14 protein-coding genes are annotated in these 11,875 nt (G+C 71.9%); 12 read left to right on the top strand and 2 right to left on the bottom strand.

Annotated features, from left to right (window positions below):
• Nucleotides 1–288 precede the first annotated feature (288 nt).
• Both ACFWHU_RS15320 and ACFWHU_RS15325 read left to right on the top strand, forming a co-directional pair.
• Complete coding sequence (locus ACFWHU_RS15320) at nt 289–540, top strand: DUF6400 family protein (protein ID WP_385800011.1); 252 nt, start codon at nt 289–291, stop codon at nt 538–540.
• Nucleotides 524–769: a hypothetical protein gene (locus ACFWHU_RS15325; RefSeq protein WP_385800013.1), complete on the top strand. Its 246-nt coding sequence runs from the start codon at nt 524–526 to the stop codon at nt 767–769. The genes ACFWHU_RS15320 and ACFWHU_RS15325 overlap by 17 nt, the downstream gene beginning before the upstream one ends.
• A 46-nt stretch (nt 770–815) precedes the next feature.
• On the opposite strand, the gene ACFWHU_RS15330 is transcribed toward ACFWHU_RS15325, so the two are convergent.
• Entirely contained in the window at nt 816–1,574 is a 759-nt protein-coding gene (locus ACFWHU_RS15330; protein WP_387225193.1) for a DUF4118 domain-containing protein, read from the bottom strand.
• A 164-nt stretch (nt 1,575–1,738) separates the two neighbouring features.
• On the opposite strand from ACFWHU_RS15330, the gene ACFWHU_RS15335 reads away from it, so the two are divergent.
• The 4 genes from ACFWHU_RS15335 to ACFWHU_RS15350 all read left to right on the top strand — a co-directional run bounded on the left by ACFWHU_RS15335 (nt 1,739) and on the right by ACFWHU_RS15350 (nt 5,051).
• Nucleotides 1,739–2,698, top strand: a complete 960-nt coding sequence (locus ACFWHU_RS15335) for an ATP-binding cassette domain-containing protein (RefSeq protein ID WP_387225194.1) — start codon at nt 1,739–1,741, stop codon at nt 2,696–2,698.
• 5 nt (nt 2,699–2,703) lie between these two features.
• Nucleotides 2,704–3,498 (top strand): ABC transporter permease, encoded by a 795-nt coding sequence (locus ACFWHU_RS15340; RefSeq protein WP_387225398.1) that lies wholly within the window; start codon nt 2,704–2,706, stop codon nt 3,496–3,498.
• A gap of 198 nt (nt 3,499–3,696) precedes the next feature.
• Nucleotides 3,697–4,542 (top strand): MerR family transcriptional regulator, encoded by an 846-nt coding sequence (locus tag ACFWHU_RS15345; RefSeq protein ID WP_387225195.1) that lies wholly within the window; start codon nt 3,697–3,699, stop codon nt 4,540–4,542.
• 29 nt (nt 4,543–4,571) lie between these two features.
• On the top strand, nt 4,572–5,051 hold the full coding sequence (locus ACFWHU_RS15350; RefSeq protein WP_387225196.1) for a macro domain-containing protein: 480 nt from the start codon (nt 4,572–4,574) through the stop codon (nt 5,049–5,051).
• A gap of 83 nt (nt 5,052–5,134) precedes the next feature.
• Here ACFWHU_RS15350 and ACFWHU_RS15355 read toward each other — a convergent pair whose 3' ends face one another.
• The gene (locus tag ACFWHU_RS15355; RefSeq protein ID WP_387225197.1) at nt 5,135–6,460 is read right to left on the bottom strand and encodes an aspartate aminotransferase family protein; all 1,326 of its coding nucleotides are present in this window, start codon (nt 6,458–6,460) and stop codon (nt 5,135–5,137) included.
• A 90-nt stretch (nt 6,461–6,550) separates the two neighbouring features.
• On the opposite strand from ACFWHU_RS15355, the gene ACFWHU_RS15360 reads away from it, so the two are divergent.
• The 6 genes from ACFWHU_RS15360 (at nt 6,551) to ACFWHU_RS15385 (ending at nt 11,765) form a co-directional block, all read left to right on the top strand.
• A complete protein-coding gene (locus ACFWHU_RS15360; protein WP_387225198.1) occupies nt 6,551–7,456 on the top strand; it encodes a LysR family transcriptional regulator in 906 nt (301 codons plus the stop codon).
• 104 nt (nt 7,457–7,560) lie between these two features.
• Nucleotides 7,561–8,121 (top strand): RNA polymerase sigma factor, encoded by a 561-nt coding sequence (locus ACFWHU_RS15365; RefSeq protein ID WP_387225199.1) that lies wholly within the window; start codon nt 7,561–7,563, stop codon nt 8,119–8,121.
• Entirely contained in the window at nt 8,118–8,975 is an 858-nt protein-coding gene (locus ACFWHU_RS15370; RefSeq protein ID WP_387225200.1) for a zf-HC2 domain-containing protein, read from the top strand. The genes ACFWHU_RS15365 and ACFWHU_RS15370 overlap by 4 nt, the downstream gene beginning before the upstream one ends.
• Before the next feature lie 29 nt (nt 8,976–9,004).
• Nucleotides 9,005–9,814, top strand: a complete 810-nt coding sequence (locus ACFWHU_RS15375) for an ABC transporter ATP-binding protein (RefSeq protein WP_387225201.1) — start codon at nt 9,005–9,007, stop codon at nt 9,812–9,814.
• Nucleotides 9,811–11,193: a hypothetical protein gene (locus tag ACFWHU_RS15380; protein WP_387225202.1), complete on the top strand. Its 1,383-nt coding sequence runs from the start codon at nt 9,811–9,813 to the stop codon at nt 11,191–11,193. The genes ACFWHU_RS15375 and ACFWHU_RS15380 overlap by 4 nt, the downstream gene beginning before the upstream one ends.
• Nucleotides 11,190–11,765, top strand: a complete 576-nt coding sequence (locus ACFWHU_RS15385) for a hypothetical protein (RefSeq protein ID WP_385800035.1) — start codon at nt 11,190–11,192, stop codon at nt 11,763–11,765. Before ACFWHU_RS15380 ends, ACFWHU_RS15385 begins: the two co-directional genes overlap by 4 nt.
• The last annotated feature ends 110 nt before the right edge of the window (nt 11,766–11,875 follow it).

Consider the following 11,875-nt stretch of genomic DNA (forward strand, 5'->3'; position numbering starts at 1 on the left):
ACACGGTGCGTGACGCGGAGCGAGCCATTCCGGCAGGCCGCCGGACAACCGTCGCCTCGCCATGCCGAGGGGGTGGACAATGAAGTACGTCACAGCGACGGAGGCGGACGGTGCCCGCCGCACCGGGGCAGGTGCGGTCAACGGCCCGTCCCCGGGCGCCGATCCGAAGGCGGCCCCTCGGCGGGCCCACGACGCACGGCCACCGAGGCAACTTAGGGGACCCTTCCCTGACACCGTGGTCGCCTGGTAGAGCTGGTGGTGTTCCGTCAACGCATCGGAAGTCACGCAATGAACCAGGACAGCACCGACGATCTGACCCCCTTCTCGATCGACCTCACCTTCGATGAGGCCCGGCGGCGGGCCGAGGTCGTGACCGCCCTCGGACCCCACTGGGACCCCAGGGCCGCGCTCCAGGGCGAGGACGAGGCGTACGCGCTCCTCTATTCGGGACTGGACGCCGAGCAGCAGCGCGTCTACGACATGCTGGTGGAGGCCGGCGTCCTGCCGGGTGAGGAGCCGGGCCGTGCGGCAGCCCATTGACCCGCAGGCGGACCCCTCCCGCCGCGCCTGGATGCCGTGCCCCGTGTGCGACGACGCGCGTCACTGCGCGACCTGCGCCGACCGCCGCAACTGCCATCAGCACTGGCGTTATCTGATCTCCAACAACGGGCCGGTCGTCCACCTCCAGTGCCCGCTGTGCACCCACATGTGGTCGCTCGACACCCGTCCCGGTGTGACGCACCGGGACGACACCACCTCGCACGTCTGAGTCGCCGTCCCCCCGTCGGTACGGGATGTCCGGGCGTCCCGGCGCCTTACGCCTGCCCGGTACCGGTCCTGGTGTCGTCGTCCAGTGCGGTGGCGGCCTGGGCCACCAGGTCGGCGGCGACCAGCCGGGCCTCCAGCGACGGCGGGACGGAGCCGGGTGTCGGGGTGATCATGAAGCGGCCCTGGTACCGGCCGTGGACGTCGGCGCGCAGTTCGATCTCCCCCTCGGGCCACCCCTGCCGCTCCAGGTCCCAGATCCAGTCGGCCACCCGCACCGTCCCGTCCGGGTCGAGCCGTGGCGGGTGCCCGAGGAGTGTCCCGTACTCGAAACGGCAGGCGCTCAGGTCCAGGACCTCGGTCAGCTCCCGCCGTGTGCGCCGCACGACCTCGTCGGAGGACGCGCCGCTGGACTGGGCCAGGCGGGTCGTGCCGTGCAGCCGCTCCAGGTGGGATGCGTCCGTCAGCGCGACCCGTTTCAGGACGCGCGCCCGCGCGGCCAGTTGCGACACGATCAGACCGGCGACGAGGAGCAGGACGGCGGTCTCGATGTCGGAGCGCCGATCGATGTCGAAGGTCTGGAACGGCGCGGTGTGGAAGAAGTCGAACCAGGCGGCGGCCGACAGTGCGGCGATCGCGCCGGCGAGACGGTTCCCGAGGGCCGACACGGCCACGACGACGACCACGAACACCAGCGCGAGGTTGGTGTGCGTGACGCTCGTACGGAACGGCTGGAAGATCAGCGCCGTCGCGAACGGGGCGAGGAATCCGGCCGCCAGGGCGGCCACGTCGCGGAGCGGAAGCCTCATGATCATCTCTCCGGGTTTCGGGACCTCTCCCTGCCAGCGTGCTCCTGATAAGACGCGGTGGCACCAGGAGCGTGGATTCCTGATCGGTCCATGACGGGCCGGGCGCGCGTGCACCTCACGACGGGTTGACCCTGACGCAAGGGCAACCTCGCAGCATGGCCTGCATGACTACAAGAACCCGTGCGATCGAGGTCGCCGGACTGCGGAAGTCGTACGGCGATCACGAGGTGGTCGCCGGAGTCGACCTGACCGTCCCCACCGGCACCGTCTACGCCCTGCTCGGGCCGAACGGGGCCGGCAAGACCACCACCGTCCGGATCCTGTCCACGCTGCTGCCCGCGGACGCCGGTGAGGCCCGGGTCGCCGGGTACGACATACGGCGCGAGGCCGACCGGGTGCGCGCGTTGATCGGGGTGACCGGGCAGTTCTCCGCCGTGGACGAGTTCCTGACCGGCCGGGAGAATCTGCGGCTGATGGCCGACCTCGGGCGTCTCGGCCGACGCCGCGCGCAGACCGTCGTGGACGGGCTGCTGGACCGGTTCGGTCTGGTGGACGCCGCCGGCCGGCGCGCGGTGACGTACTCCGGTGGCATGAGGCGGCGGCTGGACCTGGCGATGACGCTGGTGGCCGGGCCTCGGCTGATCTTCCTCGACGAGCCGACCACCGGCCTGGACCCGCGCAGCCGCCGTGAACTGTGGTCAATCGTGCGGGAGTTGGTGGCCGACGGGGTCACCGTCTTCCTGACCACCCAGTATCTGGAGGAGGCCGACCAGCTCGCCGATCGGATCGGTGTGCTCGACGGGGGCCGACTGGTCGCCGAGGGCACCGCTGCCGAGCTGAAACGGCTGGTGCCCGGCGGTCACATCGAGCTGCGCGCGGCGGACAGCGGGCGGCTGGCCGAGCTGGCGCGCCGGCTGCCCGGAGCGGCACCGAACGCCGAGGCGCTCACCGTGACCCTGCCGCACGACGGCAGCCTCGCCGCGCTGCGACGGCTGCTGGCCGGGATCGAGGACGACGACGCGGTCACCGGGCTCGCCGTGCACACCCCGGATCTGGACGACGCGTTCCTGGCTCTCACCGGCCGCTCCACCACCGACGAGCCTTCCGAGGAGCTGCCCGTATGAGCACCATGAGCACCGTGACGTACGTCGTCCGCGACTCGGCGACCATGCTGCGGCGCAATGTGCGGCACATGGTCCGGTACCCGTCGATGACGGTGATGCTGATCGGGCAGCCGCTGCTGTTCCTGCTGCTGTTCGTCTACGTCTTCGGCGGCACCATGGGCGCCGGTCTGCCGGGGGCCCGGGCGGGGAACCGCGGCGACTACCTGACGTTCATCACTCCCGGCATCCTGATGATGACGGTGGCGAGCGTGTCCATCGGCACCGCGGTCCTGGTCGCCACCGACATGACCAACGGGATTATCGACCGGTTCCGCACCATGGCCATCGCCAAGTCCTCCGTACTCACCGGCCATGTGCTCGCCGCGATGATCCAGACCGCGCACGCGCTCGCGGTGATCTTCGGTGTGGCTTTCCTGCTCGGTCTGGAGACCGGCGCGTCGGTGACGCAGTGGCTGGGCCTGGTGGGTCTGCTCGCGCTGCTGTCCTTCGCGATGACCTGGTTCACGGTGGCGCTGGGGCTGGCGAGCCCGGACCCGGAGACCGCGAGCAACCTGCCGATGATCTTCGTACTGCTGCCGTTCGTGGGCAGCGGGTTCGTGCCGGTGGAGTCGATGCCGACCGGGCTGCGGTGGTTCGCGGAGCACCAGCCGTTCACACCGATCATGGACACCTTCCGGGGGCTGCTGGCCGGATCGCCGGACGGCTCGGACGCTCTCCTGGCCATCGGCTGGTGTCTGGCGATCGGGGCGGCCGGTCACCTCTGGTCCCGGCGGCTCTACCGCACCCGCGCCGCGAACTAGGGCCTGTCGTTTGGATCAGGCCGGATCAGGGAGCGCCCGCCGCGCCGGCGGCTGATGTCCGCGTTGGTGCGTGCGATCGAAAGGCGGAGGAGGGAGACAACGCGGAGCGTTGGCGACCGACGACAACGCGGCGGGCGTGCGTGCCAGGGACCGCGAGCCCGGCAAGACCCGAACGACAGGCCCTGGGAGACTGGTCCGATGCTGACCATCGGCGAGCTGGCGTCGTACGCCGGAGTGACGGTGCGCGCGGTGCGGCACTACCACGCCAGAGGGCTGCTGCCGGAGCCGGAACGTGATCACTCCGGCTATCGGCGGTACGACGCCGGCGCCGTGATCGAGCTGATCAGGATCCGGACCCTCGCCGGGGCCGGGGTCCCGCTCGCTCGCGTACGGGAGTTGCTGCGCGCCGACGAGGAGGGTTTCGCGGCGGCGGTCGAGGAGATCGACAGGCGGCTGCTGGCGGAGATCCGGGAGCGGCAGGGGCACCGCGAGCGGATCGCGCGTCTCGTCTCCGGGGACGGCCTGGCGCTGCCCCCGGAGGTGGTCGGGTTCCTCGACCGGCTGCGGGCGCTCGGGGTCGACGAGCGGATCGTCCGGGTCGAACGCGACGGCTGGATCCCGCTGGTCGCGCACTCACCGGAGCGAGTCCCGGAGTGGATGGCGCGCAAGCGGGAGCAGCTCGCCGACCCGCGGCTCATCGGCTTCTACCGCGCACTGGGCCAGGCTCTCGACCGGACCGATCCGGCCGGCGGGACGGACACGACCGACGACGAACGGCTGGTCGAGCTGGCCGACGAACTGGCCGCGTACATCACGCGGATGGCCGACGAGCAGGGCGAGGACTACGTCGACGACGCCGACATCGCGCCCCCGATCGTCGAGCTGATGGACACCCTGGCGTTCGACACCCTGCCCCCCGCCCGCCGACTGATCGAGCTGCTGAAGGAGCGGGGCTGGACGGGCTGGACCAAGCTCGAACGCGTGGAGCCGGCACACGGCGCGCGGCCGGCCTCCGGCAGGGCGAGCGATGGCGAGAGGTCTTAGTTGTCAGTGGTGCCGCATACGGTTCTTGCATGGGGACGGGCATCGAGTACGTACGGGGTGACGCGACAACGCCACTGGGCAAGGGGCCCAAGGTGATCGCGCATGTCTGCAACGACCTGGGCGGCTGGGGCAAGGGCTTCGTGGTGGCCCTCTCGCGGCGCCGGCCGGAGCCCGAGGAGGCGTACCGGCGGTGGCACCGCGAGCGCGCGGGGAACGACTTCGGTCTCGGCGCCCTTCAGATGGTGCCGGTCGGACAGTCGCTCTGGATAGCGAACATGGTGGGACAGCACGGGATGCGTACCGGCAGCAAGGGTCCGCCCGTGCGGTACGGGGCGATCGACGCCGCCCTGGCGAAGGTCGCCGAGCGCGCGGGTGAGCTCGGCGCCTCCGTCCATATGCCCCGCATCGGCTGCGGCCTGGCCGGCGGACGCTGGGAGCTTGTGGAACCGCTGGTCCGAACGCGGTTGGCGGACCGCGGGATCAGGGTGACGGTGTACGACCACGGCTGAGCTCGTCCACCGTTCCGTCCCTGGTCGGCGCACCAATGAATCTCATGATCATCCAACTGTCCGGCGCCCGGGGATCTCTTCACTCAGTGGGCGCCGGCCTCGCCGATCGCCTGGTCCAAGATCTCCAGGCCCAGTGACAGTTCGTCCTCGGTGGCGGTCAGCGGCGGTGCGATCCGGAAGACCCCGCCCATGCCGGGGAGTTGGACGATGTTCATGTGGAGGCCGAGTTCGAGGCAGCGGCGGGTGACTCGCGCTCCCAGTTCGTCCGAGCTCCGCCTCGTGCCGCCCTCCACGACGAGTTCGAGCCCGGCCAGCAGGCCCCGGCCCCGGATGTCGCCGACGACGGCGTGGCGGTCGGCGATCTCCGTCAGGCCCTTGCGGAGGAACTCGCCGAGCGACCGCGCGCGTTCGTCGAGTTTGTCGTCGGTCAGGACGTCGAGGACGGTGTTGCCGACCGCGGCGACGAGCGGGTCGGCAACGTGCGTGGTGAAGAACAGGAACCCGCGTTCGTACGCCTCCTGCTCGATCTCGGCGCTGGTGATCACGGCGGCCAGCGGCAGCCCGGCGCCGAGCGTCTTGGACAGCGTGAGGATGTCGGGGACGATGCCGTCGCGCTCGAACGCGTACCACGTACCGGTACGACACAGTCCGGTCTGCGCCTCGTCGAGGATCAGCAGCATGCCGCGTTCCCGGCACTTGTCCCGCAGGGCCGCGAAATACCCGGCCGGCGGCTCGATGACTCCGCCCGAGCTGAGGATCGGCTCTACCAGGCACGCGGCGAGGCTGCCGGTCGACTGGGCGTCGATCAGCTCGAACGCGAAGTCCAGCTGGCGTCGCCAGTCGAGCGATCCGTCGGCCGTGGTGAAGTCGGGCCGGTACGGGTTGGGCGCGGGGATGGCGAAATTGCCGGGAGCGGCGGGGCCGTAGCCCTTGCGCCCGGCGCTGTAGGTGGCGGACGCGGCGGCCTGCGTCATGCCGTGCCACGACCGCGCGAACGAGACGATCTCGTGCTTGCCGGTGACGAGCTTGGCGAGCCGGATCGCGGCCTCGTTCGACTCGGCGCCGGTCGTCAGCAGCAGCGCCTTCTCCAGCGGCGCGGGCAGTGTGTCGGCCAGTCGGCGGGCGAGGTCGACCACCGGGCGGCTGAGCATGCCGCTGTAGAGGTGGTCGAGGGTCGCGATCTGCCGCTGGACGGTGGCGACGATCGCGGGGTGCGAGTGGCCGAGAATCGCGCTCATCTGGCCGGAGGTGAAGTCGAGTATCTTCCGGCCGCCCGCCGTGTACAGGAAACTCCCGGCGGCACGGTCGATGATCTCGCGGGTGAACTCGGCTCCGTAGCGGACGAGGTGCCTGTCGGCATCGGACCAGAAGCTGTCGTCGGACGGCGGGTTGGTGATCGCAGCAGCCATGCCTTCGACGGTAGGCCGCGCCCGAGCGTCACGTCCATCTCACGATTGTGGCTTTCCTGTTCGGTGAAGCCGCACAACAATGGTGACGTGATGAATCCCTGGAGGCTGCGGCTGCTGAGCCAGCTGGACACGCTGGGCACCGTCCGGGCGGTCGCCCAGGCCGCCAACCTCAGCCCGTCGAGCGTGTCCCAGCAGCTCTCCGCGCTGGAGGCCGAGACGCACACGCGGCTGCTGGAGCGGACGGGCCGCCGGGTGCGTCTGACCCCGGCCGGGCTGATCCTCGCGCGGCGGGCGCGGGCGATCCTCGATCACATGGACACCGTCGAGACGGAGCTGCGCGGGTTCGGCGAAGAACCGGTCGGGCTGGTGCGGCTGGGCGCCTTCCAGAGCGCGATCCACACCATGGCCGTACCGGCGGTGACCCGTCTGGCGAGCGAACACCCGCATCTGGACGTCGAGTTGCTCCAGCTGGAACCGCACGAGAGCCTGCCGGCGCTGCGGGGCGGCGACGCGGACATCATCATCACGACCACGAACTTCGACGATCTGCCCCTGGGACCGGACCTCGATCTCGTACCGCTGGCCACGGACCCGGTCCTGCTGGTCGTGCCGCCCGATCATCCCGCGGCCGGGCGCGGCGCGGTGGACCTCGCGGCCTACGCGGACGAGCCGTGGGCGTTCGACGTGCCCCAGTCCTACATGGCGAATCTCGCGCTGCGGCTCTGCCGTCAGTCGAGGTTCGAGCCACGGGTGGTGTGCCGGTTCAGCAACTACATGATGACTCTGCAGCACGTCGAGGCCGGGCTGTCGATCGCGCTGCTGCCCGGCCTGGCCGTCGACCGCCGATATCGCGTCACCACCAGGGAACTCGCGAACCCTGTCACGCGCACGATCACGGCGGCGGTCCGCCGCGGCTCGCCGCCCCGCGCGGCGGTGCGTGTCGTGCTGGACGCGCTGCGGCACAATCCGGGCCTGCCGCAGCCGAGTCGGGACTGACGCCGCCGCCGAGTCGGGACCGAGCAGCCAAGCCCCCGCAACCTGATGTGACTCAGGTCACCCCGGAAGGAAAACCTGCCCGCCGTGGCCGGCGTCTTGCAGGTGTGAGATCAGTCAGGAGAACACCCGCCGAGCTGGACGAGGAGCAACTCGTCCGGCTTGTGGCCAGGGGCGACCGCGCGGCGTTCGAGGAGCTGTACCGGCGCACCGCGCCATGGATGGCGGTACGGCTGCGCCGTCGCTGCGCCGACGAGCAGATCGTCGCCGAGGTCATGCAGGAGACGTATCTCGCGGTGTGGCGCGCGGCGGGCGCGTTCGCGGGGGCCTCGGTGGGCGGGACGGCTGTCGGATGGCTGTGGACGATCGCGGCGCGCCGCCTTGTCGACGCCTTCCGGCGCCGGGCCCACCACGCCGAGCCGCCGTCGGCCGCCGCTCTCCCCGACGCGGCGCCCGCCGCCGACGAGGAGGCGCTCGCCGGGACCGTCGGCGGTGATGTCGGGGACGCGTTGCGGCACCTCGCGCCGGAACTCAGACAGGTACTTCAGGCCATGGTGCTCGACGGGCTGTCCGTCCGGGAGACCGCGGTCCTGCTCGGGCTGCCCGAAGGCACGGTCAAGACCCGTGCCCGCCGGGCCCGGATCGCGATGCGGAGGGCGCTGGTATGAGCGTGGAACACATGGGACACGCGTCGGTGCGGCTCGTCGACGCCTACGCGCGTGGTGACAGGGACATCGCCGCCGACGAACTCTGGGCCCTGGAGGCCCATTTGGAGACGTGCCGGATGTGCCGTGACCGGCTGTCGGCCGCGACGGGGACAGCCGCGCCCGCCGTTGCGGCGCTGGTCGAGCGGGTCTGGTCCGGCCTCGAACCCGAGTTGGCCGCCACCGCGACGACGGCTCCCCGGCGGCGCCGCCCGGCGCGGCTGTCGAGATCGCTGTCGAGGTCGATGTCGAGATGGCTGACGCCCACGATGGTGCCGTGGCTGGCGATGGTCCTGAGCGTGACGCTGCTCGCGCTGGTGCTCGACCTGATCGGCACCGGCAACGGCACCGGTGAGGTCTCGTTGGTACTGCTGCTCGCTCCGGTCCTGCCCGTGCTCGGCGTCGCGGCGTCGTGGTCGCGCGGTCTCGACCCGGCGTACGAACTGACGGCCTCCGCGCCCGGAGCCGGGCTCCAACTCGTGCTGCGGCGCACCACGTCCGTCCTGGTCGTGGTCGTCCCCGCGCTGCTGGCGGGCGGCTGGTTGACGGGGGTGAACGCCGCGCAGTGGCTGCTGCCCTGTCTGGCCTTCACCTCGACAACCCTCGCCCTCGGCGCCGTCGTCGGTGTGAGCCGTGCCGCCGTCGCGGTGGTGGCCGTCTGGGCCGCGGTGGTCGTGGCGCCGACCGTGGCCACCAGTCGTACGACCTTCGCCCTGAGCACGGACGGTCTGCCCGTGTGGGCGCTGATCCTCGCACTCGGTATCGGTGTCGTGATCGCCCGCAGGGGCGCGTACTCCGTGCTGGGAACCCACCGTTGACCATGTTGACCATCGGAAAGGACAGACACATGATGCCCGCGGTGAGCGCGGCCGACATCGCGCCGACGACCTACGCCTGGGAGATCCGGGCCGTCGGGTTGAAGGTGCGAGCAGGCAGGAAACGAATGGCCGTCGACGGGCTCGACCTGACGCTGGGCACCGGCGTACACGGCCTGCTCGGTCCCAACGGGGCCGGCAAGACCACCCTCATCCGGGCGCTGGCCACCGTGCTGCGCCCCGCCGGGGGCGCCCTGGAACTGCTCGGGGAGTCCGCGGGCGGCAGGGGTGAGCACCGTGCGCTGCGCCGCCGGATCGGCTATCTGCCGCAGGAGTTCGGCTACTACAGGCGCTTCACCGTGCGCGAGTTCATCGAGTACATGGCGTGGCTGAAGGAGGTGCCGAAGGCGGACATCCCCGGCGCCGTCCAGCGCGCCGTGGAGCGGGTCGGCCTGGCCGACCGCGCCGACGAACGGATGAAGGCCCTGTCGGGCGGCATGGTGCGGCGGGTGGGCATCGCCCAGGCCATCGTCAACGACCCCGCGATCCTGCTGCTGGACGAGCCGACGGCCGGCCTGGACCCGGCGCAGCGGCTGCGATTTCGCGAACTGTTGCAGGAGTTGGGTACGGACACGTGTGTGGTCGTCTCGACCCATCTGGTGGAGGACGTGGCGGCGGCCTGCGGCAATGTGGTGCTCTTCGCGGAGGGCCGGCTGGTCTTCCAGGGCACCCCGGACGAGCTGGCGGCGGCGGGTGGCCCCGAGCACGTGGGCGACTCACCGCTGGAACGCGGCTACTCGGCGCTGCTGCGGGACCCGGTCCAGGAGAGGGGCACTTGGTGAACACCCGTGTCCTGCGCGCCGAGTTGAGGCGCTCGGTCGCCCCGTGGGCCGGGGCCGTGGTTCTGGTGACCACGCTGGCCTTCCTCCATCTGATCGCCGGACCGTGGTGGAGGGGCACGGCGCACTGGACGGCCCAGTGGACGTCCATGGCCCTGTGGACCCGGTCCCTGCTGGTCTTCTCGTGGCCGCTCGCCGTGGGGTTCGGGGCGCTCCAGGGCCTGCGCGACCACCGGTCGAAGATGTCCGAGCTGCTGACGAGCACACCGCGGCCCGCCCGGCACCGTGCGGCCACGCTGGTGGGCACGGCGGCGATCACGCTGGTCTCGGCGTACGCGCTCGTCGTCCTTCTCGGCGCGGTCCAGGTGTCCGCCGACACCGCGTACACGCACTTCGGATGGCTGCCGATCTCCCTGGTGGGGGCGCTGGCCCTGGTCGCGGGGGCGGCGCTGGGCATGGGGGTCGCGCGGACCCTGCCGTCCGCGCTCACCCCGCCGGCGCTGACCGTGGGCATGTTCGTGGCCACCAACCTCCTGCGGCAGTTCGAGGATTCGGCGGTGCCGAAAGCCGCCGTGCCCAACCGGTTGTCGCTGCTCTCTCCGCCGGTGGCACAGGTGCGCGAGGTGCTGCTCACCCTCTCCGCCTCCGTACATGTCGGGCAGACCCTCTGGCTGCTCGGCATGGCCGCGACGGGCCTCGCCCTGCTGGCCGCGGCGACCCCGCGCGCCCGGCTGCTCGCCCTCACGCCCGTCCTCGCGGGCGCGGCGATCGCCATGCTCGTCCTGCCCGCCGACGCACGCCGGACATATGTCGTCGACGAGGACGCCGCGACGCAGGTGTGCGACGGTGCGGTGTGCGTGACGAGGACGCAGCAGGCACGGCTCGCCGGCCTCGCGGACCCCGGCGCGAAGGCCCTGCGTCTGCTCCGCGGCGCCCTCGGCGATCAGGCGCCGGTCACCGTCCGTGAGAGCACCGGGATACGAGCGATCGGGACCAGGCCGGAGCGGTCCCCCGACACCGTTCTCGTCGACTTCGGCGACGAGGTGATCGCCGGCGCGGAGGGCGAGAAGCTGACACGGGCCCTGCTCGCCCAGGGCATGGCGCCGCTGTGCTACCCACGCAGCTCAGCCGAGAGCGGCGTGCTCGGGGAGGTCGTGGCGCAGGGAATCGTGGCGGCCTGGGTCCTCGGCGGGGACTTCGAGCCGCTCGACGGGACCCTCCACGCCGTGGGTGACCAGGTCTCCCTCGCCCGCCCCGTGTGGAAGAAGCTCACGGCGCTGCCGCGGGCCGAACAGCGCGTCCGGATTCGCGCGGCGCACGCCGCCGCGCTCTCCTGCGAGGGCGACACCCTCGACGTGCTGGCGGGCGGTGTGCCCCGGTGAGATGGCTGACGCTGTACGCGCGTTCGCGACAGGTGCCCGCGTCCCTCGCGGTGGTGGTGATCAGCGCGGTGGTGGTTTCGGCGCTCGCCCGTGACGGCGGCCAGGGGGCAGGGGATCCGCGGCTCACCGCGCTCGTCCTCGCCGCGGGGGCGACGGCGGCCTCGGTCGGACTCGGCGGGCAGGACGTCGCGCTGGACCGGACGGCCGCGATCCGCTGGGTGCCCCGCAGAGCCGTACACGTGCTGCTCATCGGCACGGTCGTGGCCGGGGTGCTGTTGGCGGTGCGAACGGTGGGCGGGAGTCCGGCCGATATCGGGTTCGTCGTCCGCGACAGCGCGGGGCTGGCGGGGCTCGCCGCCGTCGGAGCGACGGTGTGCGGGGCGCGGAACGCGTGGACGGTGCCGGTCGCCTGGCTGTCGTTCTCGCTCTTCGCGCCGCCCTCGCCGGGTGTGCCGAGGCAGGTGGTGACCTGGATGACGCTGCCGCCCGGCTCGGCGGTGGGCACCTGGACGGCGCTGGCCCTGGCGGTCGTCGGCACGGCCGCGTACGCGTTCGCCGGACCGAGACGGTAGCGGGGCCGTCGGCGGGGGGGTTGCCGGGGGTAGGCGCCGGGAGCCCCCCCCCGGCGGCCCCGCGGGCGGGGGGGGCGCGCCCGCCCCCCCCGCTCACCCCCCGAGGTGCG

Origin of the sequence: Streptomyces sp. NPDC060366 (genome assembly GCF_042725135.1) — a bacterium.
In the GTDB taxonomy this organism is placed as follows: Bacteria; Actinomycetota; Actinomycetes; order Streptomycetales; family Streptomycetaceae; genus Streptomyces.